Raw genomic sequence first — 26635 nt, forward strand, 5'->3', positions numbered from 1 at the left:
CGACACGAGGTAGCGTTACCACCGATGGCGACCGGGTCACGGCGGGAGCCAGCGTCCGACAGTCATCGACGACGTGGGAGAAGCAATGAAGCACATCGATCGGCGCAGGGGCGCGGCAGGCGTCCTCGCGCTCGCGCTCACCGTGACCGGGCTCGCCGCCTGCTCGGGGTCCGGGTCGCAGGACGACACGTTCACGATCCTGCAGTACGAGACCACCTCGACCGCCCAGTACAAGGGCTGGCAGCGCGCGCTGGAGATCTTCCAGGAGGAGCACCCGGACGTCGAGGTGGAGTTCGCCAGCACGAGCTTCGACTCGATCCGCTCGAACGCCAAGATCCTGCTGACGGGCAACGACGTGCCCGACGTCATGCAGTTCAACACCGGCAACGCCGACGGCGGGCAGCTCGCGGCGCAGGGCCTGCTGGACCCGCTGACCGACGTGGTGGAGGAGCGCGGCTGGGACGAGAAGATCACCGGCTCGGTCCGCTCGCTCGCCGTCTACGACGAGAACGGCAACGCCGGCTCGGGGGACTGGTACGGCGTGCCGAACATCGCGTCGTTCTTCACGATCTACTACAACGCCGACCTGCTGGCCGAGCACGGCTTCACCGAGCCGCCGCAGACCATGGCCGAGCTGGAGGCCATGTTCGACGCGTTCCTCGCCGACGGGATCACGCCGGTGTCGAGCAACGCGGGCGAGCACGCGGTGCTGCAGACCTGGTGGCAGCTCATCTCCTCGGCGGCGGACCGGCAGGACGTCGACGACTTCATCTTTCTGCAGGGCGAGCCGGACGTGACGTCCGGGCCGTTCCGCGCGGGGACGGAGCGGCTCGCCGAGTGGATCGACAAGGGCTACCTCGGGTCGCAGCTCGCCGGCATCAAGGCCGACGAGATGGAGCGCGCCTTCATCGCCGGCGAGTTCCCGTTCATGGCGAACGGCACCTGGTCCTTCAGCCGCGTCCACGAGGAGGCCGACTTCGAGTGGGGCACCTTCACGTTCCCCGAGGCGCAGCTCAACGCCGGCGCGTCCGGGCACCTGTGGGGGGTACCGGCCAACGCCGAGCACAAGGACCTGGCGTACGACTGGATCGAGACCACGCTGTCGCCGGAGGTGCAGAACGAGATCGCCGCGCAGGGCGGCATCCCGGTGGCCGGTGACACCGCGTCGATCGAGGACGACCGGATGCGGGACCTGAACGAGCAGTTCGACGAGATCAAGTCGCGCGACGCCCTGTCGTTCTACCCGGACTACCCCGTGCCCGGCCTGCTCGACTTCCAGATGAGCGAGCTGCAGGCCCTGTCGAACGGCTCGACCGACACCGACGAGTTCCTGGCGGCGCTGCAGGAGTTCTACGACGCCGGCAAGCCATGACGGCGGCAGCCACGCCGTCGGCGGCGCCGCCGACCACCGTCCGGACGGCGGCGGCCGGGAAGCGCCCCCGGCCGCCGGTGACCTACTGGGTGTACCTCGCGCCGATCCTGCTCGGGTTCGCGGCCATCGTGCTCGTGCCGTTCGGCGCCAACCTGTACTACAGCTTCTTCGAGTGGCAGGGCGGCGCCGCCCCGCGCACCTGGGTGGGCCTGGCCAACTACCGCGAGCTGGCGCAGGACGACGTCTTCTGGCAGTCGTTCGGCAACACCGTCTACCTCATCGGGGCGGTCGCCGTCGTGCCGACGGTCATCGGCCTGGTGCTGGCGGCCCTGCTGTTCGACTACCTGGGCCGGGCCTTCGGCAGCCGGGTGGCGTCCGCGCTGCGGGCCAGCTACTACCTCCCGCAGATCCTGCCCATCGCCGTCGCCGGCGTGCTGTGGAGCTGGATCCTGGAGACGCGGGACGGCGCGCTCAACGCGGTGCTGCGCGGCATGGGCGTCGCCGACGTCCCGGACTGGCTCGGCGATCCGGACATCGCGCTGCGGGCCATCATGCTGATGCTCGTCTGGCTGCAGATCGGTTACCCCGTGGTGATCTTCATGTCGGCCCTGCAGCGCATCGACCCGGAGCTGCACGAGGCCGCCGAGATCGACGGAGCGGGCTGGTGGCGCAGGTTCTGGGCCATCACCGTCCCGCACATCCGGACCGACCTGTACGTCGTGGTCCTCACCGCGACCATCGGCGCGATGAAGCTGTTCGCCCCGATCCTCATCCTCACCAAGGGCGGGCCCGAGAGCTCGACGTACGTGCCGTCGTTCTTCTCCTACCGCAACTTCTTCGAGCTCTCCCGCGTCGGCTACGGCGCGGCGTCGGCCACGACGCTGGCCCTCATCACCGGCCTCGTCGCCGCCGGGCTGATCTTCTGGCAGGCGCGATCCATGGAGGACCGATGAGCGTGGCGCAGACGACCCGCCCGCGGCGGGCGACGACCACGGCGAGCCGACGGCGCCGCCGGGACCGGAACGTCGTCGTGCGGCTGACCGCGCAGCGGTGGACGCTGCTCGGCGTCGCGGTGCTGGTCGCCGCCGTCGTGCTGGTGCCCTTCTACCTGCTGGTGGTCAACGCCTTCAAGACCGGGGCCGACTACTCCCGGCGCGGCCCGCTGGCCCTGCCCGAGACCTGGACCGCCGACGCGTTCGCGCGCTACCTCGGCAGCGTCGACTACCTCCAGCTCCTGGGCAACTCGGTGCTCATCGCCGGGACGGTGGCCGTGCTCGGCGTCGCGCTGTCGATGCTCAGCGCCTACGCCATCGGGATCGGCCGGGTCCGCGGCCGCACCTGGGTGGTGTTCGTGCTGCTCATGGCCACGATCCTGCCGCAGGAGGCGCTGATATACCCCCTGTTCACGGGCGCGCAGGCCCTCGGCCTGCAGAACTCCGTGTGGGCGGTGGTGTTCATCTTCGTGGTGCTGCAGGCGGCGTTCGGCACCTACCTGCTCAGCTCGGTGCTCGGCACCTTTCCGACCGAGCTCATCGAGGCGGCCCGGGTGGACGGCGCCAACCGCTGGACCATCCTCACCCGCATCGTGGTCCCGGTGATGCGCCCGACGATGTCCGTGCTGCTCGTCTTCTTCTTCGTCTGGACCTGGAACGAGTTCTTCATCCCGATGATCATGCTGATCACGCCCGACGCCCAGACGATCCCCGTCGCGCTCGCCGCGCTCAAGGGGCAGAACACGCTCGACGTCACGCAGCTCGCCGCCGCCTCGCTGCTGTCGCTGCTGCCGACCCTGGTGTTCTTCTTCCTCTTCCAGCGCACGCTCACCCGAGGCGTGACCGCCGGAGCCGTCAAATGACCCGAACCATCTCTCCCCGAACCCCCTGGAGCTCGTCCGTGCCTCTGCCTGCCTACACCCGACTGGACGGCACGCGCAGCCGTTCCCTCAGCGCCGAGAACCCGACCGGGGCCGTGGGGGCCGGCGGTACCGCCGCCTCCCGCCTCGGCCCCGGCCGCAAGGGGCGGCCGTGCATCACGATCGGGGCCGGGCAGAGCGCGACCATCGCGGACCTCACGGGGCCCGGCGTGATCCGCCACCTCTGGTTCACCCTGCCCCGCACCACCGACGCCGGCCCGTACGTGCTGCGCGACCTCGTGCTCCGCATCACCTGGGACGGCGCGGCCCGGCCCGCCGTCGAGGTGCCGTTCGGCGACTTCTTCCTCAGCGGGTTCGCCACGGCGTCCCCCGTGCACTCCGCCGGGGTGGTCGTCGCGCCGAACGGCGGCTTCAACTGGTACCTGCCCATGCCGTTCCGCACGTCCGCCCGCATCGAGCTGGTGAACGAGCACGCCAGGGACCTGGAAGGGGTGTTCTACCAGGTCGACTACTCGCTGGACGACGATCTCGGCGACGACCTCGGCTACCTCCACGCCCGGTGGAGCCGGTCCGACCCCGCGGCCCCGCGCGGCACGGACCACGTGGTGCTGGACGACGTCCGCGGGCGCGGCGCGTACGTGGGCACCTACATCGGGGTGACGGCGCTGGAGCGCTTCTGGTGGGGCGAGGGCGAGATGAAGTTCTTCCTCGACGGCGACGACGAGCTGCCGACCATCTGCGGCACCGGCCTGGAGGACTACGTGGGGGGAGCCTGGGCGTTCCAGGACCACCTCGGCGCCGTGCCGACCCCGCGCAGCCAGACCTTCAGCTCGGCCTACCTCGGCTACCACCAGCGGCTGGTCGAGGACCGGACCGGCGCCTCGCCGTACGACGTCACGATGCCGCCGGGCCACGGCATGTACCGCTGGCACCTGCCCGACCCCATCAGGTTCGACACCGCCTTGCGCGTCACCCTGCAGCAGATCGGGGACCGCGGCGGGATGCTGTTCGAGCGCGCCGACGACGTCTGCACCACCGCCTACTGGTACCAGGACAGCCCGGCAGGCTCCGGCGCGCCGCTGCCACCAGCCCCTCGGCGCGAACCGCGCTGAGGAACGCCGGCCGTCACCGGCCGGCGGCGTGCCCGGGCCCGCCCGTGACAGGGCCCGGGCACGCCACGGCGCGGGTCACGGCGGCAGGACGTTGCGGGCCGGGCCGGTGCTCGCGAACGCCCGCTCGCGCGCGTAGGTGTGGAACCGGTCGAGCAGCGCGAGCTGCCGCTCGGCCCGACCCACGAGCTCGTCGAGCTGCGCCGGGTCGAGCCCGACCTCGTCGGCGTGCTCGCGCAGCGTCTGCCAGCCGCCGATCTTGCCCAGCACCGCCGACCGCATCAGCTCCGCCTCGAGGACCGCCGTCATGGGCGACTGGCTGGTGATCCGGCCGTTCAGCTTGAGCCGCCCCACCTTCTCGCCGAGCCACGCCGCCACCTGCCGGTGCCGACGGCGCCTTACCCCGAGCGCCGCCAGCAGGTCGCGGTACAGCTCCCGCTCGCCCCGGAGCTGCTCGGTGGCCTCGGCCAGCTCCGGGTAGAAGGGGGTGTCCCGGTAGGCGCGGGTCATGAGCTCCATGCGTTCGAGGCCCACCGTCGCGCCGGTGAAGTGGTCGGAGAGGTAGAGGCCGAAGAGGTAGGGGTCCATCGAGGCGGGGACCTGGACCTTCCCGCGGAGGCGCAGCGGCGTGACCGAGTCCCCGGCGGGCCGGGGCGTGGCGGGACGCAGGGGAGCCGAGGCCACCCCCTGCCCGACCGCCATCCCGTGGAGCAGCTCCTCGACCGCCTCCGCCGCGGTGCGGCGCGGCGCCCACCCCAGCTCGTCCCGGATCCGGGTCGTGTCGAGCACGGGCACGGACAGCCCCAGGTCGAGCCAGCCGGGATCGGCCCGGACCACGCGGCCGTCGTACGCGGCGCCGAGCGCGGCCCGGACGGCGGACGGCGGCAGCTCGACCAGCCGGCCGTGGCCCAGCAGCCGCGCGAGGGCCCGGCCGTCGAGCAGGCCGTCGGCTGCCACGTTGAAGGCGCCGCGGGCCTGCTTCACGAGCACGCGCCGGTAGGCGTCCGCGACGTCGTCGGCGTGCGCCGCCTGCAGCCGCAGCCCGGCGGGCAGCGGCAGCGCGGGAAGGCGGCCGTACCGCAGGAGCTGCACCGGCACGAGCGGGCCCAGGAAGTACCGCACTATCGACTGGGCGGCGTCGGCCTGGAAGGTCAGGGCCGGGCGCAGCCGCGCCACCGCGACGTCGGGACGGGCGGCCTCCAGCTCGTCCAGCACGCGCTCCTGCGCCGCCTTGTCCACGCTGTAGTGCGACGTCGGGATGCCCTCCGTGGGCCAGTCCTCGCGCCGCGGCGCGTCGTCGCCCGCGGGGGAGTACGCCCCCACCGACGACGCGACGACCAGGTGCGGCACCCCCGCGCGGACCACCGCATCGGCCACCCGCCGGGTGCCCTCCACGTTGGTGCGGCGCAGCAGGTCGCGCTCGCGGTTGGGCTGGACGAGCCAGGTCAGGTGGACGACGGCGTCGGCGCCGCGAAAGTGCTCGGCGAGGGCGGCGACCGTCTCGGCGGTGTCCTCTGCCGCGATGTCGACCGGCGCCCACTCGGCATGCCGGTAGGGCGCGGCGTTCCGGTCCGGCAGCCGGCGGGCGATCCCGAGCACCGACGTGACGCCCGGCTCCTCGTGCAGGGCGCGCAGCAGCGCGGTCCCGACGTTTCCCGTAGCTCCGACGACGACTGTCCGCATGCCAGCACCGTGACACCGACCCGGCGGACTCGCATGCGCGGCTGACGGGGTCTTGCGCAACGATATATCGTTGATCTATCTTTAGAGTGTCGGTCGAGTGCCCAGCGCTCCCGGCCGGCGGGAGAACTGACGAGACGCCGTAGTGCGCGACAGCGCACCGCCTCGCCCCGCCGCACACCACGAGACATCACGAGGAGACACACCATGCGTACCCACCGAAACTTCCCCCACATCCCCGAGCGCGGGGACTTCGACCCGCGCGGCTACGGTCGCGAGGACTTCGGCCGCGGCGACTTCGACCCCCGCGGCTTCGGCCGCGGCGAGGGGCGCGGCGGCCGCGGCCACCGTGGCCCGCGCGGCGACTACCGCGACGGCGGCCGCCGTGGCCCCCGCGGCCCGCGGCGCGCCGGGCGCGGCGAGATCCGCGCCGCGATCCTGCTGCTCCTGTCGGAGCGGCCCATGCACGGCTACCAGATCATCGGGGAGCTGGCCGACCGCACCGACGGCCGCTGGCGCCCGAGCGCCGGCGCGGTCTACCCCGCGCTGTCCCTGCTCGCCGACGAGGGCCTCGTGGCGCTCACCGAGGACGGCGGCCGCAAGCTCGCCACGCTCACCGACGACGGCGCCGCCTACGTCGAGGAGCACAAGGACGAGCTGGGCACCCCGTGGGAGCAGGTCGGGCGCGGCCACGGCCGCCAGCTCCGGCACGAGCTCCACGCCCTGGCCGACGCCGTCGAGCAGGTCTCGCGGACGGGGACGGCCGAGCAGGCCGCCGCCGTCACCACGATCCTCGACAAGGCGCGCCGCGAGGTCTACCTGGTCCTCGCCGGGCAGGCGCCGGCGTCGGAGGACTGAGCCGGACGGCCGGGCGCGCGGGCGCTCGGCCATCCGCGATTTCAGCCGCTCGGCGGCGCCGTTCTCAGGGTGCTCACAGGAGAACCCCGGCACAATGGACGGGTGCTCGATCTAGCGGCCCTGTCCGGCCCCTGGCTGTATCTGGGCCTCTTCTCGCTGGCCGTGCTCGACGCGTTCGTCTTCCTCACGCCCAGCGAGATCCTGGTGCTGAGCGCCGGCTCCTTCGCGGCGGCCGGGCAGGCGCACCCCGTCCTGGTCGTCCTCAGCGCGGCGGCCGGGGCCATGGTGGGCGACCACCTGTCCTACCAGATCGGCCGGACCGGTGGGTCGCGGCTGGGCCGCTTCCTGCCCAAGGCCCTGCGGTCGAACACGTTCTTCGTGGGGGCCGGCGACCTGCTGGCGCGGCGCGGCGGCGTCGTCCTGCTCGGGGCGCGCTACGTGCCAGGGGGGCGGACCGCCGTCACCTTTGCCGCGGGCGCCAACGGCTACCCGCGGCGGCGGTTCTTCCTGTTCGACCTCGCCGCGGCGGTCCTGTGGGCCACCTACTACTGCGTGCTGGGGTACGTGGGCGCCGCGGCGTTCGGCGGCAACCCGTGGCTGGGGATCGCCGTGGGACTCGCCATGGCGGCGGTCGCCGCCGGCGCGATCCGGCTGAGCAGCCTGCTGCGGCGCCGGCGCGTCTAGCCGGCCGGCTCCGGCCCCGCCGGGACCGGCTCCTCGAACACCAGCAGGGTGTGCGTGTTGAGGATGCCGTTCATGCCCTGGAGCTGGTCCAGGATCAGGTGCCGCAGGTCCGCGTTGTCGCGGGCGCGGACGAGCAGGATGAGGTCGAACTCCCCGCCCACCAGCCCGATGTGGTCCACGCCCCGCAGGGTCCTGAGCTGCTCGCGGACCGAGCGCCACTCCGCCTGCTTGAGGTTGACCGTGACGTAGGCCGACGTGCCCAGGCCGGCCAGCACCGGGTCGATGTCCGCGCGGTAGCCGCGGATCACCCCGCTGGACTCGAGCCGCTGCACGCGCGCATAGGCGTTGGCCCGCGAGATGTGCAGCTTCTCGGCCAGGGACCGCATGGACATCCGGCCGTCCTGGCGCAGCTCGTCGACGATGCGCTGGTCGACCTCGTCGAGGCCCGGTGCCACTTGTCTCGCGGCCATGCCCTCAGCCCCTTCGCCGTTGGACATTTGGATCGCATTACCTCGCGATTGCTGGACAGTCTCTCGGATCCTCGCCGTTGATGGAATCCGAATGAAAGTTTGACCAGTATATCTATATGACGAGTGACGATGATGTCATGCTGCCGTCGCGGGAGCCGGTCATGCTCCTTGATCCGGACGGCCGTCCGACGGCCGCCGGCACCGGCTCGCTGCCCGCCGCCGAGGACCTCCTGCGAGGGCTGGCGGGCATGGTCGCCGCCCGCCGGTTCAACGAGCAGGCCTACGCGCTCGTCCGGCAGGGCCGCCTGGCCGTCTACCCCTCGTCCTCCGGGCAGGAGGCCTGCCAGGTCGCGGCGGCGCAGGTGCTCGACGGCGACGACTGGCTCTTCCCGACCTACCGCGACACCGCTGCCGCCGTCACGCGCGGCGTCGACCCGGTCGACGTCCTCGGGCTGCTCAAGGGGGACTGGCACTCGGGGTACGACCCGTACGAGCACCGGGTCGCGCCGCTGGCGACCCCGCTCGCCACACAGCTCCCGCACGCCGTCGGCGTGGCGCACGCGGCGCGGCTGCGCGGCGAGCGCACCGTGGTGCTCGCCATGTGCGGCGACGGCGCCACCAGCGAGGGCGACTTCCACGAGGCGCTGAACTTCGCCGCCGTCTTCCGGGCGCCGGTCGTGTTCTTCGTGCAGAACAACCAGTATGCGATCTCGGTGCCGCTGGCCCGGCAGTCGGCCGCGCCGTCGCTCGCGCACAAGGGCGTGGGCTACGGCATCCCGGGGGAGCAGGTGGACGGCAACGACCTCGCGGCGCTCCTCGACGTGCTGTCCCGGGCGGTCGGGCGCGCGCGGGCCGGCGAGGGGCCGCAGCTCGTCGAGGGCCGCACCTACCGCATGCAGGCTCACACCAACGCCGACGACGCGACCCGCTACCGCGCCGACGCCGAGGTCACCGAGTGGGCGGCCAAGGACCCGCTGGTGCGGCTGGAGACCTACCTGCGCGCCACGGGAGCCCTGGACGACGCCCGCGCCGCTGCCTTCGCCGACGCCGCCGAGCAGGTGGCCCGCCGCACGCGCGACGGCATCAACCGGGACGTGGAGCCGAACCCCGACGACCTGTTCGGCTTCGTCTACTCCCGGCCGACGCCGCAGCTCGTGGAGCAGCTCGCGCTGGTGCACGACGAGCTGAGCCGGGACGGACTGGGCCGAGCAGGGCTGGGCCCAGACGGGCTGAACAGAGAGGCGGCGCGCCGATGACCGCCACAGCGGTGGAGCACAAGACGCTCACCCACGAGACCCTCAGCACGGCGCAGGCGATCAACCACGCCCTGCGCGACGCGATGGCCGAGGACCCCACGGTGCTCGTGCTCGGCGAGGACGTCGGGCCGCTCGGCGGCGTCTTCCGGGTCACCGACGGCCTCACCGACCAGTTCGGCGAGGACCGCTGCTTCGACACCCCGCTCGCCGAGGCGGGCATCGCCGGCTTCGCCGTCGGCCTCGCCATGAACGGCATGCGGCCCGTGATCGAGATGCAGTTCGACGCCTTCGCGTACCCCGCGTTCGAGCAGGTCGTCAGCCACATCGCCAAGATGCGGAACCGGACGCGCGGCCGCGTCGAGCTGCCCATGGTCATCCGGGTGCCGTACGCGGGCGGCATCGGCGGCGTCGAGCACCACTGCGACTCGTCGGAGTCCTACTACGCGCACACGCCCGGCCTGCACGTCGTCGCGCCGTCGAACCCCGCCGACGCCTACGCGCTGCTGCGGGAGGCCATCGCCTCGCCCGACCCGGTGGTCTTCCTCGAACCGAAGAAGCTCTACTGGGCGAAGGACGACGTCCCGCTGACGCACGGCGGCGAGCCGGGTATCGGCACGGCCGTCGTACGCCGCCAGGGCACCGATGCCACCCTCATCGCCTACGGGCCGTCCGTGCCGGTCGCGCTGGAGGCGGCGGAGGCCGCCGCGCGCGACGGCCGCAGCCTCCAGGTCGTGGACCTGCGCTCCATCGTCCCGTTCGACGACGCGACGGTCTGTGCGGCCGTGGAGTCGACGGGCCGCGCGGTGGTCATCGCCGAGGCGGCCGGCTTCGCCAGCGTCGCGTCCGAGATCGCGGCCCGGGTGGGCGAGCGCTGCTTCCACTCGCTGTCCGCGCCGGTGCGGCGGGTCACCGGCTTCGACATCCCGTTCCCGCCGCCCAAGCTCGAGCACGTGCAGCTCCCGTCGGTGGACCGGATCCTCGACGCCGTCGACGACCTCCAGTGGGAGGATGCATGACCACCACCGCGACCGAGCAGACCTTCCTCCTGCCCGACCTCGGCGAGGGGCTGACCGAGGCGGAGGTGGTGCACTGGCTGGTCGCGGAGGGCGACGTGGTCGCCGTCGACCAGCCGGTGGTGGAGGTCGAGACGGCCAAGTCGGTGGTCGAGGTGCCGTGCCCGTACGCCGGGCGGGTGGGGGCGCTGCACGCCGCGGAGGGGGAGACCGTGGAGGTGGGCAGGCCGCTGATCACCGTTGCCGCCGACGGCGTGGGGGCGGCTGGTTCGGAGCCGCAGCTGGAGCCCGCGGTTACGTCCAAGCCTGAGCCCGAGCTGGCCGGAGACCGGGCCGCCGAGGCCTACCGCGAGGAGGAGCAGGCCGGCTCCGGGAACGTGCTCATCGGGTACGGGACCTCGGCGTCGTCGGGCTCGGGGCGGGGCCGTCGGTCGCGTGAGCCTCGGCCGCGCGGTGTCCAGCCGGGGCACGTGCCGCCGGGCGGCGCTGAGAAGACGGCGTCCGTGGTCGCCGCGGCCATCAAGAACCGGCCGGTGAAGGTGATCTCGCCGATCGTCCGGCGGCTCGCTCGTGACGCGGGCCTGGACCTGCACACGATCCGGCCCACCGGGTCCGGCGGCGTCGTCACCAGGTCTGATGTGCGGGCCGCCGTCGAGCAGGCTCGGCGGGTCCCGGTTGCCGCCGCCGCTCCGGCTGCCGCAGTCGCCGGGGCCGCCTCCGCCGTCGCCTCCGCCTCCGCCTCCGGCGAGCGCCGCATCCCCCTGACCGGCTTCCAGAAGACCGCGGCCAAGATCCTGTCGCGGAGCCGCGCGGAGATCCCGGAGGCCAGCGTCTGGGTCGACGTCGACGCCACCGCGCTCTGGGAGCTGCGCGAGGCCGCCCGCACGCCCGCCGACCCGGGGCCGGGGCTGCTCGCCTACCTCGCCCGGTTCGTCGTCGCCGGGCTCAAGGAGTACCCGGTGCTGAACGCGCGGCTCGACGTCGAGCGCGACGAGATCGTCGTCCCGGAGGCCGTCAACCTGGGCATCGCCGTGCAGGGTGAGCTCGGGCTGGTCGCGCCGGCGGTGCTCGGGGCCGACGCGATGACCACGGTCCAGCTCGACGCCGCCCTCCGGGACCTCACGGCCCGCGCCCGCGTCGGGAAGGTGACGCCGGAGGAGCTCACCGCGGGGACGTTCACGCTGAACAACTACGGCAGCTTCCGGGTGGACGGCAGCGCGGCGATCATCAACCACCCGCAGGTCGCGATCCTGGGCTTCGGCCGCATCATCGACCGGCCGTGGGTGGTGGACGGCCAGATCGTGCCGCGCAAGATCACCCAGATGTCCTTCGTCTTCGACCACCGGGTCTGCGACGGCGGCACGGCGGCGGCCTTCATGCGGTCCGTCGCCGACGCCGTCGAGCACCCGATCCCGGCGATCGTGCGGCTCTGACGGCGGCTCAGGTCGTGAGGGACCACCCCGTGAGGGTCCCTGTGTCGCCGGTGGCGGTGTCCTGGACGCGCAGGTGCCAGGTGCCGTCAACGGGTTCGGCGGCCAGGTTGACGGTGAACGTCTGGTGCACGTCGTCGGCGCCACCGCCGCTCTTGTCGAGGAGGGTGTAGGCCGTGCCGTCGGGGGCGATGAGGCGGACGACGAGGTCGCCGCGGTAGCTGTGCGTGATGTCGACACGCACCTGGGCCGACGCCGAGGCGTTGCGCGGGCAGTTCGACAGCGTGATCGGGCTGTTGACCGTGCTGTTGTCCGGGATCGGGACGTCGGTGGTGTTCTCGCCGTCGCAGACCGCCGGCGGGCTGGCCGGCGGGTCGAGGCGCAGGGTCCACGAGTCGATGTACCCGGTGTCGCCGGCCTGCGTGTCGCGGACGCGCAGCCGCCAGGCGCCGTCGGCGGTCTCGCGCGAGAGGTCCACGGTGTAGGTGGTGTCGAGGTTGTCGGCGCCGCCGCCCGTGCCGCTGTGCAGCCGGTAGCTCGTGCCGTCCGGGGCGACCAGGTCGACGTAGAGGTCGCCGACGTAGCTGTGGACTATCGCGACGTCGACAAGGGCCGCCGCGCTGGGGGTGGCGGCGCAGCCACTGACGGAGACCACCGACTCGGTGGTCCCGTTGTCCTTGACGGGTACGTCGCTGCCGTTGGTCTGGGTGCAGCCCGGCGGGCCGGCCACGGTCAGGCGGTAGGTGGTGGCGTGCCACGTGGCGCCGCGGGCCCGCACCTGGAGCGCGTAGGTGCCCGGCGGCGCCGACGGCGTCGTGGTCACCGTGAGCGTGGACGTCTGGCCCGAGGTGAGGGTGGCCGGGTCGAACGCCGCCGTCACGCCGGTAGGCAGGCCGCGCACGGAGAGGGTGACCTGCTGCGGGTCGCCGAGCGTGGTACTGGTCGAGACCGTGGCCGTGGTCGACGAACCCGCCTGGACGATCCTTTCGGCCGGGTCGAGCGAGATCGCGAAGTCCCGCGTGGGCGGCGGCACGGTCCCCGTGTACAGCAGGCGGTTCGGCGAGCCCGCACCCGGGTCCGTGACGACGCCGGGGGTCGCGCCGTCGAGCAGGGCGGCCGAGACCTGGGCCGGGGTGAGCGTCGGGTCGGCGGCCAGGTGGAGCGCCGCGGCGCCGGCCACGTGGGGTGCGGCCATCGAGGTGCCGTTGATGGTGTTGGTGGCGGTGTCGCTGCTGTACCAGGCGGACGTGATCGACGAGCCGGGTGCGAACAGGTCGAGGCAGGTGCCGAGGTTCGAGTAGGGGGCCCGGGCGTCGGAGCTGGTGGTGGCTCCGACGGTGAGCGCGGCGGGGGTCGAGGCGGGGGACCGGGTGCAGGCGTCGGTGCCGTTCTCGTTGCCTGCCGCCACCACGTAGGTGACCCCGTCGGCGACCGAGGCGGACACGGCGTCGTTCAGCGCCTGGGAGAAGCCGCCGCCGAGCGACATGTTGGCCACCGCCGGCTCGCCCGGCTGGTGCTGGGCCGTGACCCACTCGATGCCCGCGATCACGTCCTGGGTGGTGCCGTCGCCGTTGCAGTCCAGCACGCGGACGCCGACCAGGGTGACGTCCTTGGCGATGCCGTGGTCCTCCCCGCCGATCGTGCCGGCCACGTGGGTGCCGTGGCCGTCGCAGTCGGCGGCGTCGGCGTCGCCGTCCACGAGGTCGGTGCCCGAGACGGCGCGGTCCTCGAAGTCCTGGTGGCTCACCCGGATGCCGGTGTCCAGGACGTAGGCGGTCACCCCGGCGCCGGTGTTCGCGTAGGTGTAGGAGGCGTCGAGGGGGACGGTGCGCTGGTCGGCCCGGTCGAGGCCCCAGCTCGGGGTGGGCGACTGGACGTCCGCGGCGCTCATCCGCTGGTTGGCCTCGACGTAGGCGACCGAGGGGTCACGGCTGAGCCGGCGGGCGTCGTCGGGGGACATGGCCACGCTGAAGCCGCGGACGGTGTGCCGGAACGTGCCGCGCAGCGTGCCGGAGAACTCCTTGGCGAGTCCCCTGGCCACGACGTCCGGCCTGGTTCGTTCGGCGTCGGCGAGCACAACGATGTACTCGCCCGGGATGGCGGCGGGGCTTCGTTCGCCGCGGACGGCGCCGCCGTCCGCGGGCGGTGTGGGCGCCGTGTCCCGCGGGGACACGGCAGCCTGCGCCGATGCAGCGGCCAGTGCCGGTGCGCCGCCAGGCCCCGCCTCCGCGGGCACCGCGACGGAGGCCAGGCAGGCGGCGACGGCGACCACCCATGCCGCCCGGCGCCGAAGCCACGCGGCCCGGCGCCGGGGCAGGACCCGCTGTGCGACCGGCTCATTCATCGTTGCCTCCCCAGACCTGGCCGGGCCGCGCAGCACCCGGCACCACGAGATGGACCGACCCCGCGCCGGCGTGCGGCTGCGGGGTCGCGGATCACCGTAGGCCGCAGGAGGCCAGGTCAGGAGGGGTGCGGCCGCGGCGGGCGCGGGTGATTCGGGCCTGGGCGAAGTGAGAGCGATGTGTTAGCCGCGCCGCGGATGCTCGCCGGTGAAGGTCTGGCTCGGGCGCCAGACGGCAACGAAGGGTGGAGCGATGCGTCCAGGTGCGGGTTCCGAGTCGGGCACGAGACGGGCAGGCCGGCCGACGGCTGCGCTGCGGCGCACCCCGGCGAGCCGGGTGCTGGCTGCGGCGGTCTCGTTGGCGGTCGCCGTGCCGCTTGGGGTCGGTGCGTTCGTCGCTCCGGCCCAGGCGGACGGGCTGGCGAACGGCACGGCAGCCGGGCTGGCGGCCGAGACGGCCGCCGCCCAGCAGCCCGCGGCCGAGGCGGCAGCCGGGCAGGCGGTGCCGGACGTCGCACAGGCGGCGCCCGACACGCCGTCGGCGCCCGACCTGGCCGGGCCGACCCGGGAGCAGCGCGCGGAGCAGAAGGCCATGGCCGCCGCGCGGGCCGCCGGACGCCGGGTTGAGGCCCTAGAGCTGCGGACCGAGACCCGGACGGTCTACGCGGAGCCCGACGGCCAGATGGTCGTGGAGTTCAACTCGTCGCCGATCCGCGCCAGGGCCGAGGACGGGACCTGGCGCACGATCGACACCGACCTGCGGGCCGGCGAGGACGGCGTGCTGCGGCCGGTCGCCTCGCCCGTCGACCTCGCGTTCTCGGCGGGCGGTCCGGACACCGAGCTCGCCCGGATGGCCCAGGGCGGCGCGGCGCTCAGCCTCGCGTCGTCCGAGGACCTGCCGGAGCCCTCGCTCGACGGCGCCACCGCCACCTACGAGGAAGTCCGGCCGGGGGTGGACCTCGAGGTCGTCGCCCACGCCGCCGGCTTCTCGACGCGGCTCGTGGTGCGGAACCGCAACGCGGCGGAGGCGCTGACCGCGGACCCGTTCCGCCTCGGCGTCACCGGCGGCGACGGCGACGCCGTCCGGCAGCGCGACGGCGGGTTCACGATCAAGGCGGGCAAGAACGAGAAGGGCGGCGACGGGGCGATCTCCGCGCCGCCGCCGCTGGCCGTCGACGCCGACGGCCGGCCCGTCGCGCTGGATGCGGCCGCGGAGCCCGGCTCGGCGGACCTGGCGCTCGCGGACGACGCCGTCGACGGCGACACCGAGTTCCCGATCACGATCATGAGCGATCACACCGCGGACAAGTACGGCTGGGCGACGGTGCTGTCGGGTCTCCCGAACTTCGACGGGTGGAACACGAGCGGCGAGCCGCCGCTCGCGCAGGTCGGCCGGTGCTGGTCCGGCTGGGGTGCCTGCGGCCTCCGCAACATCGGCGTCGCGTGGACCTACTGGCGGTTCGACACGAGCTTCCTCGCGGGCAAGGTGGTCGTCAACGCGGACCTCAACGCCGTCGTCGAGCACAGCCCCGACTGCAACGCGACCGCCCGGTACCACCACGTGCACAAGGCGACGTCGGACCCGGGGCCGGGCACGACGTGGAACACCAAGCCCGGCTGGGAGCCCTCGTACGTCGACATGCTCGTGCCGAAGGTGAACGCGAACTACGGGTGCGGCGGGGCCAAGACGGCGGCGGCCGACGTCACGTCGCGCGTGAACCGCGGCGGGCACACGTCGTTCCTGGTGTCCCCGGCGAACGACGCCGACGTCGAGCACTCGCCGTGGTGGCGCAAGTACAACAACAACGCCAAGCTGATCACCCGCTACAACACGGTGCCGAACGCGCCGTCGGGCCTGATCACGGACCCGCCGCTGAAGACGCCCTGCACCTGGTGCGCCGGCGTGCCCTACATCAGCGACTCCAGCGTGAGCATCAAGGCCACGCTGACCGACCCGGACGGCGACGCGCTCAAGGGCGTCTGGCGGTACACCAGCAACGGGCAGACCACCGACTACGTCAGCCCGAACTTCGCCGCGTCGGGGACCACGCACTCGCGGCCCATCACGACCGCCGAGAACGCCGTCAACTCCGTGACGTGGCAGGTGGGCGCGCGCGACTGGAACAACGACGGCCCGGTCGTGGCGGGGCCGAGGTTCGTGGTCGACCGCAAGGCGCCGACCGCACCCGTGCTGGACACCTACCTGTACACCGAGGACAACCGGTGGCACGGCGGCGAGGGCGTAGCAGGCCGGTTCGACGTCAAGGCGTGCACCCCGGCGCTCCAGACGGCGGGGCGGTGCACGGACATCACCGGCGACGACGACGTCGACCACTACCTGTGGGGCTGGAGCGACCCGCCCACGAACAAGATCAACGCCGACGCGCTGGGCGGGAAGGCCACCATCTGGACGACGCCGCCCGGCGACGGCCCGCGGTCGTTCTTCGTGCAGGCCGTCGACCGCGCGGGGAACAAGAGCCCGCTCGTGACCAGGCACCTGCGGGTGCGTCCGGGTAACGGCGCGTACGCCGACTGGTCGCTGGACGGCACGGGCAAGGACCGCGCCTACCTGGGCGACCGCGACGTGACGGTGCACGACGGCGCGTCGTACGCGGACGGCGCGGTCAACCAGGGCCTGCTGCTGGACGGGAGCAGGGGGCACGCAAGCGCGCCGAACGCCGTCCGGACCGACGCGAGCTTCTCGGTGTCGGCCTGGGTGCGGCTGGACGACGCGACCGGCGCCCGGGCCGCCGTGAGCCAGGACGGCACCAACTTCTCGGGCTTCGTGCTGTGGCAGCGGCCCGACGAGGACGGTGACGGCGTCGAGGAGGGCGGCCGCTGGGCGTTCGGCATGGCGTGCTCGGACGCGGAGTACAAGGGCACGTCCATCGCCGCCTCGACCGAGCCGTCCGAGACCGGCGCACTGACCCACCTCGCGGGCACCTACGACGCGCAGACGCGGAAGCTGACGCTCTACGTGGACGGCGAGAAGGCCGGCGAGGTGACCCGCGGCGCGGCATGCCCGGACTGGAACGCGCGGGGTGACGTCCAGATCGGCCGGACGATGTGGAACGGCGCCGCGGCGGTGGACCACTGGGAAGGCCTGGTGGACGAGGTCAGGCTGTACGAGCGCACGCTGACCGGCGCAGAGGTCAAGGCGGCGGTGGCCGGCTCGAACGTGCAGGTGGCGCAGTGGAAGTTCGAGGACAAGCCCGGGAGCAGCACGGCCCTGAACAGCGTGCCGGGCGGGCAGGCCGGCGTGCTGCACCCCGACGCCTACCTCTGCGGCGACTGCGACGCGGACGGCGAACAGGACCCGAGCGTCGCCGAGGGCGCCGTGGGGCAGGCGGTGCACGTGGGCGGGGCCGACGGCGAGGTGGTCTCGTCCGACGGGCCGGTCGTGACCACCAACCGCAGCTACTCGGTGGGCGGCCACGTGCGGCTGGACCCGGCGGCGGTCGCGAACCTGGCGGTGGGCGACCGGGTGGTCGCGCTGTCGCAGGATGGCACCAACCGCAGCGGGTTCACCGTCTCGTACCTGAAGACCGGCGCGGCCACGGGGCAGTGGGAGTACGCCACGTACGGCCAGGACGCCCAGGACGCGGTGGCCGACGCCGTCGTCCGCGCCGACGCCGCCGACCCCACCGCGTGGACGCACCTGTTCGCCGTGCACGACGGCGCGAACCGGGCGGTCCGGCTGTACGTGAACGGGCTCCCGGTGGGCACCCCGGCCAGCCGGGCGCCCACCGAGTTCGCGGCGAGCGGCCCGTTCGTGATCGGCCGCAGCCTGAACGGCACGCCGGCGGGGCGCTGGAACGGGGCCGTCGACGAGGTCAGGGCCTACACCAGGGCACTGAGCGCCGACGAGGTCCAGGCGATCGTGGTGCGCGACGACGTCGCCGTCGGACGCTGGCCGCTGGACGGGGACGCGACCAGCGCGACCGGTGCTGCGCTCAACGGGACCGTGCACTGCAACGGCACGACGTCGGTGACCGACTGCCTGTGGGAGCCCGGGCAGACGGACCTGCCGTCGGACGACAACGACCGGGCGCTGACCGGGAACGGGAACGACTGGATCTCCGCGCCGCACGCGGTCGACACGACCAAGAGCTTCGCGGTGACGGCCTGGGCCCGCATCAGCGACCTGAACGGCACGTCGACGATCGTGTCCCAGGACGGGCGGAGCATGAGCGCGTTCCAGCTCGTCAAGCTGTCGAACGGCCGGTGGGGCTTCCAGAAGCCGTCCGTCGACGGCGCCGGCACGGCCTACGTCGTGGAAGGTCCGCTCGCGCAGGAGGGCGCGTGGACGCACCTGGCCGGGGTCTACGACGCCACGGCCAAGACCATCGCGCTCTACGTCAACGGCGAGGCGGCGGGCACCGTCGCCGCCCCGACGGTGTGGGACCACCCGACGGGCGGGCTGCAGATCGGCGCGTCCCTGAACTCCGGCAACCGGCAGAACCGCGTGCTCGGCTCCGTCGACGACGTCACCGCGTACAGCAGGGTGCTCTTCCCGGACGAGGTGCGCGACCTGGCCGGCCGGGACCTGACCCTGCGGCACAACTGGCGCTTCGACGAGGGCCAGGGCAGCAGCGCGGCCGACGCCGTCGGCGGCAGTGCGGCGGCGGCGCCCGCCACGGCGCAGGTCGGCTGGACCGACGGCGTGGTGGGGAACGCGCTCGAGCTGGACGGCACCGACGACTACCTCACGGCCAAGGACCTCGACGTGCGGACGGACGGGTCGTTCACCGTCTCCACGGTCGTCCAGCTCGACCGCGACAAGGCGTGCACCTGGGACGACTGGGCGAACGGCGGGGAGGAGCCCGCCCTGGGCGAGTGCGTCCACACGGCGCTGAGCCTGGACGGCCCGCCGGGCACCGACAGCCGCTTCCGGCTCGGCTACCAGGTCAACCCATTGGTCGGGTCCGAGAACGGCGACTGGGTGTTCGAGATGTCCAACCAGGACGGGCGCAAGGTCGTCACGGTCGAGCTGTTCCGGTGCGACCCGTACAACCCCGCCCCCGACGCCCCGTGCGACTTCGACCGGCCGGTGCACCTGACGGGCGTCTTCCACGCTCCGACGGGCCGGATCTGGCTCTTCGTCGACGCGGTGCGCAGTGGCGGGGCGGAGGGCGTCGAGGCCTGGCACACGACGGGGGACCTCCAGATCGGCCGCGGCCGCGACGATGCGGGCAGCCCGGCGGAGTACTTCCCCGGCGTGATCGACGACGTGCGCGCCTACACGGGAGCGCTCAACGACACGCGCATCAGGGAGCTGTACGGGTTCTACGCCTCGGGCGGGCTGCTGGACCCGATCCCCCCGGCGCCCCCCGCACCCACCCACCAGTGGAAGCTCGACGAGGCGGACGGTACCGCCGTGGCGGTGGACGCCGTCGGGGAGCTGGACGCGACCATGCACAACGGGGCCGCCACGGACGTCATCGGCGGCAGGCAGGGCCGGTCGCGGACCTTCGACGGCGTGGACAACTACGCCGTCACGGACGGCCCGGCCATCAACACCGGCGGAGAGTTCGCGGTGTCGGCCTGGGTCTACCCACGGACGGCGGGCGACAGCACCAACTGGGAGGTCGTCCTGGGCAACGGGGGCAGCTTCGTGCTCACGAGGACGGGCAACCGGTGGGGCGGCGTCGCCGCGTGGGCGGACGGGTCCGGCCAGACGGTCACCCGGGGCGTCTACTCCGACGAGACCGTGCGGGTGGGCCACTGGACGCACCTCGCGCTCGTGTACGTGCCGAACCTCGAGCAGATGCGGCTGTACGTGAACGGGCGCATGTCCGAGCTCGTGTCCGGGGTCCCCGCTGTCGCAGCCCCCGACGTGCTGCGGATCGGCGCGCACCACGACCTCAGCCTGCCGTTCAACGGCCACGTCGACGACGTGCGCACCTTCGACGAGAGCCTGTCCGACGGCGAGGTGGCCGCCGTGTACAACGACGTCTGGGACCCGTCGATGGGGGTGTGGACGTTCGACGACGACACGGTCGCCGACACCTCCTGGCGCAACAACACGACCACCGCACACGGCGCCGTCGGGTACGTGGACGGCCGGTTCGGCCGCGCGCTCTCCCTGAACCGCGCGACCCCCGGGTTCGCGCAGGGCACGTACTCCGGCGCCCCGACCTACGGCAGCATCACGGTCGCCGCCCGGGTGCGGGTCGCCGACAGCGCGGGCGTACAGACGGTCGCCTCGCAGGACGGGACCCGGATGAGCGACTTCTCGCTGCAGTACGACGGCAACATCGGGCGCTGGTCGTTCGGCGGCTGGACCACGGACGCCGACAACGCGACGTTCGCCCGCGCCTACTCGGGGCCACCGGCCGCCATCGGCAAGTGGACGCACCTGGTGGGGGTCTACGACCACCCGGCCAAGCAGCTTCGGCTGTACCAGGACGGCGCGCTCGTGGGCGTGCAGGACGGCGTGACCCTGTCCGCGGCGCAGCGCCGCATGGCGATCGGCCGCGGACAGGTCCGCGCGGCGAACGCCGAGTACTTCAGCGGAGACATCGATCAGGTCGACACCTGGATGGGCGCCCTGTCGGCGCAGGAGATCGCGGACCTGGCGGCACAGGCCGGGCCCGGGGCACAGACCGAGCCCGCTGCACAGACCGAAGGAGACGAGTCATGACCTGGCGCACGAGCTCTGACCGGCGGACCGTCCGCCGCCGGTGGACGGCGACGATCCCGGTGACCGCACTGGTCGCCTCCCTCCTCGTGGTGGCACAGGTGCCGCAGGAGGCGGCGGCCGACACCCCCGGCGGCCTCGCGGGCATGCCGTCGGTGCCGGTCGTGCCGGACGGCGCGATGGACGCCCCGGTGACCGACGACACCACGAGCGACGCGCTCAGCGGGCCGCAGAACCCGGGCAGCGAGGTGTCCGACGGCGGCGGGAGGCCGACGGCTACGCCACTGTCGCCGTCGGCCACCTGGGACGTGTCCGAGCAGACCGGCGACTTCACGTGGTCCTACCCGCTGCGGGTGCCGCCGGTCCCCGGCGGCCTCGGCCCGAACCTGGCGCTGAGCTACGCGTCGTCGGCCGTGGACGGCCGCACGAGCGCGACGAACAACCAGCCGTCCTGGGTGGGCGACGGCTGGGGCCTGGGGGAGGCCTTCGTCGAGCGCACGTACGGCGGGTGCATGCAGGACAAGGAGGGCAGCCGCGGGCCCAAGAACGGGTTCGACAACGTGGGCGACCTCTGCTGGCGCAGCGACAACGCGACGTCCGTGTTCGACGGCGGTGGCGGCCTGATGATCCGGGCCGGCGGCGACCGGTGGACGCTCAAGAACGACGACTACACCCGCGTGCAGCAGCTCGGTTCCGCCGACGGCGGCCAGCAGGACGGCGAGGGGTGGAAGATCACCACCACCGACGGCACCCAGTACTTCTTCGGGTCGCGGCCGGCGTCGAACTCCGTGTGGAAGGTGCGGGTGTACGGCGACGACAGCGGTGAGCCCTGCTACAGCGCGGCGTCGTTCAAGGCGTCCCACTGCGAGCAGGCGTGGCGCTGGAACCTGGACAAGGTGGTGGACCGCAACGGCAACACGATGCTGTACGACTACACCAAGGAGACCAACCGGTACGGCGACTTCAACGACGGCGACAAGGCGATCACCTACGACCGCGGCGGGTGGCTGAACCGGATCCAGTACGGGCTGCACGAGACGGCGTCGAGCACGCCGGCGGCGACGGTGGAGTTCGGCACGGCCAACCGGTGCATCCCGGGGATCGCGGCGGCGGAGTGCGTCACGACCCCTGGCAAGCACCAGAACTGGCCGGACACGCCGCTGGACCAGCTCTGCGAGGCCGCGACCTGCGCGGAGAAGTGGTCGCCCACGTTCTGGACCGGGCAGCGCCTGGACACCGTGACCACCAAGGTCCGCAAGGGCGGCGAGCTGGTCCCGGTCGACCAGTGGCGGCTCGAACAGTCGTACCCCAGCCCGGGCGACGGGACGTCGGGAGCCGCGCTCTGGCTCAAGTCGATCGAGCACACGGGCCTGATCGGCGGTGGCACGGGCCTCAAGCTGCCCAAGGTCACGTTCGAGGGCGCCCAGATGGCCAACCGCGTGGTGACCGACAACCAGACGCCGCTCAACCGGTACCGGATCACGAGCATCGTGTCCGAGGCCGGCGGCGTGATCAGCGTGAGCTATGCCCCCGCCAACTGCGTCGACGACGCAGGCCGCCTGCCCACCCCGCACACCAACGACCGCCGGTGCTACCCAGCGCCCTGGGGCGACGAGACGCACGAGGAGCAGACCGCCTGGTTCAACAAGTACGTGGTCTCCGGCCTGGTGATCAGTGACCTGATCAGCTCCAGCATCGAGCAGCAGGTCCAGTACCGGTACGACGGCGCCGCGTGGCACTACGACACCAGCGAGTTCACGCCGCCGGACAAGAAGAACTGGAACGAGTTCCGCGGGTTCTCCCACGTCACCACGATCATGGGCGACCCGGAGGACGAGGCGGGGCCGCAGACCCGCACCGACACGTACTACTACCGGGGCATGGACCAGGACCGGCTGAACCCCCAGGGCGGCCAGCGCCTGGTCGAGTTCGAGGACTCCGAGCGTGTCAAGCACAAGGACCACGACTGGCTGCAGGGGTTCGAGCGCGAGTCGGTCACGCGCAACGGCATCGCGGACACCTCGCCGATCGTGACCAAGACGCTCACCGACCCGGTCTGGCGCGGGCCCACCGCGGCGCGCGGCGACCTCAAGGCCTACTTCGTGGCCCCGGGTACGGAGCGCACGTTCACGCCCAAGGACTCCGGCGGGCGGGTCGAGACCCGCAAGGTCACGACGTACGGACCGCACGGGCAGCCGGCCACGGTCGACGACCAGGGAGACGTGACGACCCCGAGCGACGACCTGTGCACCACCACGACGTACGGCGCCAACGAGAGCGCCTGGCTCGTGTCGTTCCCCGTACGCGTCCAGACGGTAGCGGTGAACTGCGACACGGCGCCGTCGTACCCCGAGCACGCCGTCTCGGACCTGAAGACCCGGTACGACGGGCTCGGTGACGGGGCGGCGCCGTCGAAGGGGAACGCGACCCTCGTGGAGAAGGCGGTCCGGTACCAGGGTGGCACCCCGGTCTACGAGACCCAGACGACGTCCGCGTACGACGTGCACGGGCGCGTGACGCGGACGGCGGACGCGCTGGACCGGGCCACCACCACCGCCTACACGCCGGCGACCGGCGGGCCGACGACGGCGACGGTGGTGACCGACCCGAAGGGGTTCGCCACCACGACCGACCTGGAGGTCAGCGATGGGCAGGCGGTCAAGGTGACCGACCCGAACGGCCTGGTCACCGAGAACGTCTACGACCCGCTCGGGCGCCTGGTCAAGGTGTGGAGCACCGACCGCCCGCGGAGCAGGTACCCGGACGCGCCGTCGGCCACGTTCGACTACGCGATCAGCCGGGACGCGCCGAACGTGGTGACCGCACGCCACCTGGGGCCGAACACCAGCGATGCGCGGCCCAAGTACATCGAGGCGCGCACCATCTACGACGGCAACTACCGGGTGCGGCAGGAGCAGGCCGCCGCGGCCGGCGGCGGGCGCCTGTTGACGGACCACCGGTACGACAGCCAGGGCCGCGAGTACATCGTGACCAACCCGTTCTTCAACGAGGACCCGGTGGACTCGCGCCTGTGGCGCGCGACGGACTCGGAGGCGCTGGGGCAGAACGTCACCAAGTACGACGCGGCCAACCGGCCGGTCGAGGCGGAGTTCCAGGCCAACACCGAGACCGAGTGGGAGACCCTGACCCGCTACGGCGGCGACCGGACGTACGTCACGCCGCCCGAGGGCGGTACGCCCACCATGACGGTCACCGACGCACGTGGCCGGGTCACGGAGTTGCACCAGTTCGAGGGCGCGACGCCCACCGGTGACGCCGACATCACCCGGTACGAGTACACGCCGGTGGGGAAGCTGAAGACGGTGACCGACCCGGCCGGGAACGAGTGGGACTACGACTACAACCTGGCGGGGCAGAAGGTGCGCAGCGACGACCCGTCCGCCGGCGTCACCGAGTCGGTGTTCGACGCGGCGGGCCAGCTCGTGCGGACCACCGACTCCCGCGGCCAGGTACTCACCTACGAGTACGACGCGCTGGGCCGCAAGACCTACGTGCGCGACGGCAGCAACGCCGACGCGGTGCTCGCCCGGTGGACCTACGACGCTTCGCGCATCGTGCGGCCGGACGGCACGGTGACGGTCGCCAAGGGCAAGCCGACGTCGTCCCTCCGGCTCGACGCCGCTGGCAACACGATCACCTCGAAGGTCAACTCCTACACCACGACCTACCAGACCAAGCAGACCCTGCTGACCATCCCGCAGTCGGAGGGCATCCTCGGCAGCGGCAACGGCGGCCCGCGCACGTACGCCACGGAGTACACCTACAACCCGGACGGCAGCCTCAAGAGCGAGATCCTGCCCGCCATCGGGGACCTGCAGCAGGAGCAGATCTTCCACACCTACGACGACGCCGGCCGCCCCGCGCTGACCTACGGCGGAGCCGACGGCGCCGGGGAGACCACCTACTACGCGTCCTGCTCCACGTACACGCGGCTGGGCGAGATGCAGCGCGTCCAGCTCGGCGGCGTGCCCGACCTGTACGACCAGGAGAACGACTGCGCCACCGAGTACGACGAGACCAAGCACCGCGCCTGGATCACCACCTACTACGACCAGTACACGCGTCGCGTGGACCGCACGGTGGTGGACGGCGAGGTGCCCCGCCCCGAGCAGGCCGACCTGGCCTACGAGTACGACGACGCGGGCAACGTGCTCTCGATCACCGACACCCCGGGTGACCTGGCGACCGACCGGCAGTGCTTCGAGTACGACCACCTGCGGCGGCTCACCGAGGCGTGGACCCCCAGCGGGTCCTGCGAGGACGAGCGCTCCGTGGGGGCTCTCTCCGGCCCGGCGTCGTACTGGCAGTCGTTCACCTACGACAAGTCCGGCAACCGCCTGACGAAGGTGGATCACGAGCTGAAGGGCAACGTCACCGAGCGGTACGAGTACCCGGACGCGGGGGCCGAGCAGGCCAACGTGGTCGAGTCGGCCGAGACCCTCTCGGCCGACGGGACGCAGATCGCGGCGGAGGCGTACGACTACGACGACGCCGGCAACACCATCCAGCGTGGTGACCAGCGGCTCACGTGGGACCAGCTCGGCAAGGTCAAGTCCGTCACCGAGGGCGACGAGGTCACCTCGTTCGTCTACGGCGCCGACGGCGACCGGCTGATCCGGCACGACTCCGAGGCCTCGACGCTGTACCTGCCGGGGCAGGAGCTACGGGCCGACAAGGCGACGGGGGAGCTCACGGCGACGCGGTACTACACGCACGCGGGCCAGCCGGTGGCCGTGCGCACCGACGGTGCGCTCACGTGGACGGCGAGCGACCACCACGGGACGGCGCAGGTGGCGATCAACTCGGTGACCATGCAGACGTCGGTGCGGCGGATGGACCCGTTCGGGGTGGCGCGGGGGGAGCAGCCGACGGGGTGGCCGAGCGAGAAGGGGTTCGTGGGCGGGACCATTGACGCTGCTGTCGGGCTGGTTCATCTGGGGGCCCGCGAGTATGACGCCGAACTGGGGCGGTTCATCTCGGTGGATCCGCTTCTTGATAACAAGGACGCCCAGCAGATGAACGGGTATGCCTACTCGAACAACAACCCGACCTCCGCGTCTGACCCGGACGGAATGTTCTTCGGCTGGCTCTTCAAGGCGATCCAGAATATCGTGAAGAAGATCAAGTCCTACAAGCCGAAGTCATCCTGGAAGGCGCCACGTGGCGGCCCGGGATTCGAGGGGAAAAACGGCTCGAAGGAGCGGAAGGTCCCGCACGTTGTGCGCGGGGTCGAGCCCGAGCGGCTTATTCCCGACAAATGCCCTGCCCTCAATCCAGTGATATTTGGATCCACATGCTACGCGCACCAACCAGCTCGGTCGTACACCGACGTGTCCCAAGGGGATACCCGACTGGAATACGAGAAGCTCGGGCTGGGCGTCATCCTGTGGGACGAGCAAGAGAGTAAGTGGACTGTCTCGGAAGGAATAAGCCGGTCCACCACTGTTTCCGCAGGCGTCTCGGGTGAAGTACTCGGAACCAACTTCGAGACTTCGGTCTCTGCAACCAAGGAGCTCTCGTGGAACAGCAGCGACGAGATTCCTACCCAACCATGTCCCGGGGAATGTAAAGGTCGACAGGAATACATGCACGTTGTTGAGTACAAGGTGCGGACCTATAAGCGATACTATTCGGACGGAAAGGTTGTGACGTACGACATTCGGGTGCCCAACGCCTTGGCCTATGTTCACGAGTCCACATACAAGAACAGCCCTCTTGGGGGAAAATAGGTTCCACTCACCGGCTTGATCGCCGGCAGGTCGAAGTGCGGCGCCATCCTCGACACCAACGGTTCGGGCCGGCCCAGCGACCTTGCGATTCGGAGGTTGCTGGGCCGGCTGCTGGCGGGATCCGCGAGCGTTGCACCCCGCCGTGCTCCATCAAGGGAG

14 protein-coding genes are annotated in these 26635 nt (G+C 72.2%); 11 read left to right on the forward strand and 3 right to left on the reverse strand.

Annotated features, from left to right (window positions below; all coding sequences use genetic code 11):
* Positions 1-85 precede the first annotated feature (85 nt).
* Genes AC0QU1_RS05870 through AC0QU1_RS05885 form a run of 4 tightly spaced genes read left to right on the forward strand, consistent with a single transcriptional unit; the run spans position 86 to position 4357 of the window.
* Positions 86-1372, forward strand: coding sequence for an ABC transporter substrate-binding protein (locus AC0QU1_RS05870; protein WP_483575105.1), 1287 nt, complete (start codon positions 86-88; stop codon positions 1370-1372).
* Positions 1369-2325, forward strand: a complete 957-nt coding sequence (locus AC0QU1_RS05875; protein WP_483575106.1) for a carbohydrate ABC transporter permease — start codon at positions 1369-1371, stop codon at positions 2323-2325. The genes AC0QU1_RS05870 and AC0QU1_RS05875 overlap by 4 nt, the downstream gene beginning before the upstream one ends.
* Positions 2322-3227 (forward strand): carbohydrate ABC transporter permease, encoded by a 906-nt coding sequence (locus tag AC0QU1_RS05880; protein WP_483575108.1) that lies wholly within the window; start codon positions 2322-2324, stop codon positions 3225-3227. Before AC0QU1_RS05875 ends, AC0QU1_RS05880 begins: the two co-directional genes overlap by 4 nt.
* 38 nt (positions 3228-3265) lie before the next feature.
* A complete protein-coding gene (locus AC0QU1_RS05885; protein ID WP_483575109.1) occupies positions 3266-4357 on the forward strand; it encodes a glycoside hydrolase family 172 protein in 1092 nt (363 codons plus the stop codon).
* 75 nt (positions 4358-4432) lie between these two features.
* On the opposite strand, the gene AC0QU1_RS05890 is transcribed toward AC0QU1_RS05885, so the two are convergent.
* Positions 4433-6037, reverse strand: a complete 1605-nt coding sequence (locus AC0QU1_RS05890; protein WP_483575111.1) for an NAD-dependent epimerase/dehydratase family protein — start codon at positions 6035-6037, stop codon at positions 4433-4435.
* Between the two features lie 204 nt (positions 6038-6241).
* Here AC0QU1_RS05890 and AC0QU1_RS05895 point away from each other — a divergent pair, with 204 nt between their 5' ends.
* Positions 6242-6892, forward strand: a complete 651-nt coding sequence (locus tag AC0QU1_RS05895) for a PadR family transcriptional regulator (protein WP_483575112.1) — start codon at positions 6242-6244, stop codon at positions 6890-6892.
* 102 nt (positions 6893-6994) lie between these two features.
* Positions 6995-7576: a DedA family protein gene (locus AC0QU1_RS05900; protein WP_483575113.1), complete on the forward strand. Its 582-nt coding sequence runs from the start codon at positions 6995-6997 to the stop codon at positions 7574-7576.
* On the opposite strand, the gene AC0QU1_RS05905 is transcribed toward AC0QU1_RS05900, so the two are convergent.
* A complete protein-coding gene (locus AC0QU1_RS05905) occupies positions 7573-8046 on the reverse strand; it encodes an Lrp/AsnC family transcriptional regulator (RefSeq protein WP_483575115.1) in 474 nt (157 codons plus the stop codon). The two genes, AC0QU1_RS05900 and AC0QU1_RS05905, sit on opposite strands and share 4 nt — an antisense overlap.
* Positions 8047-8162: 116 nt before the next feature.
* Here AC0QU1_RS05905 and pdhA point away from each other — a divergent pair, with 116 nt between their 5' ends.
* The 3 genes from pdhA to AC0QU1_RS05920 are packed head-to-tail and all read left to right on the forward strand — an operon-like array spanning position 8163 to position 11748.
* The gene (gene pdhA / locus AC0QU1_RS05910; RefSeq protein WP_483575117.1) at positions 8163-9302 is read left to right on the forward strand and encodes a pyruvate dehydrogenase (acetyl-transferring) E1 component subunit alpha; all 1140 of its coding nucleotides are present in this window, start codon (positions 8163-8165) and stop codon (positions 9300-9302) included.
* Positions 9299-10318 (forward strand): alpha-ketoacid dehydrogenase subunit beta, encoded by a 1020-nt coding sequence (locus AC0QU1_RS05915; protein ID WP_483575119.1) that lies wholly within the window; start codon positions 9299-9301, stop codon positions 10316-10318. Before pdhA ends, AC0QU1_RS05915 begins: the two co-directional genes overlap by 4 nt.
* Positions 10315-11748: a dihydrolipoamide acetyltransferase family protein gene (locus AC0QU1_RS05920; RefSeq protein WP_483575120.1), complete on the forward strand. Its 1434-nt coding sequence runs from the start codon at positions 10315-10317 to the stop codon at positions 11746-11748. The genes AC0QU1_RS05915 and AC0QU1_RS05920 overlap by 4 nt, the downstream gene beginning before the upstream one ends.
* A 7-nt stretch (positions 11749-11755) precedes the next feature.
* Here AC0QU1_RS05920 and AC0QU1_RS05925 read toward each other — a convergent pair whose 3' ends face one another.
* Positions 11756-14089, reverse strand: coding sequence for a S8 family serine peptidase (locus tag AC0QU1_RS05925; protein ID WP_483575122.1), 2334 nt, complete (start codon positions 14087-14089; stop codon positions 11756-11758).
* A 250-nt stretch (positions 14090-14339) separates the two neighbouring features.
* On the opposite strand from AC0QU1_RS05925, the gene AC0QU1_RS05930 reads away from it, so the two are divergent.
* Positions 14340-20729, forward strand: coding sequence for a LamG domain-containing protein (locus AC0QU1_RS05930; protein WP_483575123.1), 6390 nt, complete (start codon positions 14340-14342; stop codon positions 20727-20729).
* Positions 20726-26476: an RHS repeat-associated core domain-containing protein gene (locus tag AC0QU1_RS05935; protein WP_483575124.1), complete on the forward strand. Its 5751-nt coding sequence runs from the start codon at positions 20726-20728 to the stop codon at positions 26474-26476. The genes AC0QU1_RS05930 and AC0QU1_RS05935 overlap by 4 nt, the downstream gene beginning before the upstream one ends.
* The last annotated feature ends 159 nt before the right edge of the window (positions 26477-26635 follow it).

The organism is Promicromonospora noduliphila, from assembly GCF_056951025.1.

Excerpts from the sequence above, each read along its gene's own strand:
- AC0QU1_RS05870 (WP_483575105.1), top strand. The coding sequence starts at position 86 with ATGAAGCACATCGATCGGCGCAGGGGCGCGGCAGGCGTCCTCGCGCTC.
- AC0QU1_RS05875 (WP_483575106.1), top strand. The coding sequence starts at position 1,369 with ATGACGGCGGCAGCCACGCCGTCGGCGGCGCCGCCGACCACCGTCCGG.
- AC0QU1_RS05880 (WP_483575108.1), top strand. The coding sequence starts at position 2,322 with ATGAGCGTGGCGCAGACGACCCGCCCGCGGCGGGCGACGACCACGGCG.
- AC0QU1_RS05890 (WP_483575111.1), bottom strand. The coding sequence starts at position 6,037 with ATGCGGACAGTCGTCGTCGGAGCTACGGGAAACGTCGGGACCGCGCTG.
- AC0QU1_RS05895 (WP_483575112.1), top strand. The coding sequence starts at position 6,242 with ATGCGTACCCACCGAAACTTCCCCCACATCCCCGAGCGCGGGGACTTC.
- AC0QU1_RS05905 (WP_483575115.1), bottom strand. The coding sequence starts at position 8,046 with ATGGCCGCGAGACAAGTGGCACCGGGCCTCGACGAGGTCGACCAGCGC.
- pdhA (WP_483575117.1), top strand. The coding sequence starts at position 8,163 with ATGACGAGTGACGATGATGTCATGCTGCCGTCGCGGGAGCCGGTCATG.
- AC0QU1_RS05915 (WP_483575119.1), top strand. The coding sequence starts at position 9,299 with ATGACCGCCACAGCGGTGGAGCACAAGACGCTCACCCACGAGACCCTC.
- AC0QU1_RS05920 (WP_483575120.1), top strand. The coding sequence starts at position 10,315 with ATGACCACCACCGCGACCGAGCAGACCTTCCTCCTGCCCGACCTCGGC.
- AC0QU1_RS05925 (WP_483575122.1), bottom strand. The coding sequence starts at position 14,089 with ATGAATGAGCCGGTCGCACAGCGGGTCCTGCCCCGGCGCCGGGCCGCG.
- AC0QU1_RS05930 (WP_483575123.1), top strand. The coding sequence starts at position 14,340 with ATGCGTCCAGGTGCGGGTTCCGAGTCGGGCACGAGACGGGCAGGCCGG.
- AC0QU1_RS05935 (WP_483575124.1), top strand. The coding sequence starts at position 20,726 with ATGACCTGGCGCACGAGCTCTGACCGGCGGACCGTCCGCCGCCGGTGG.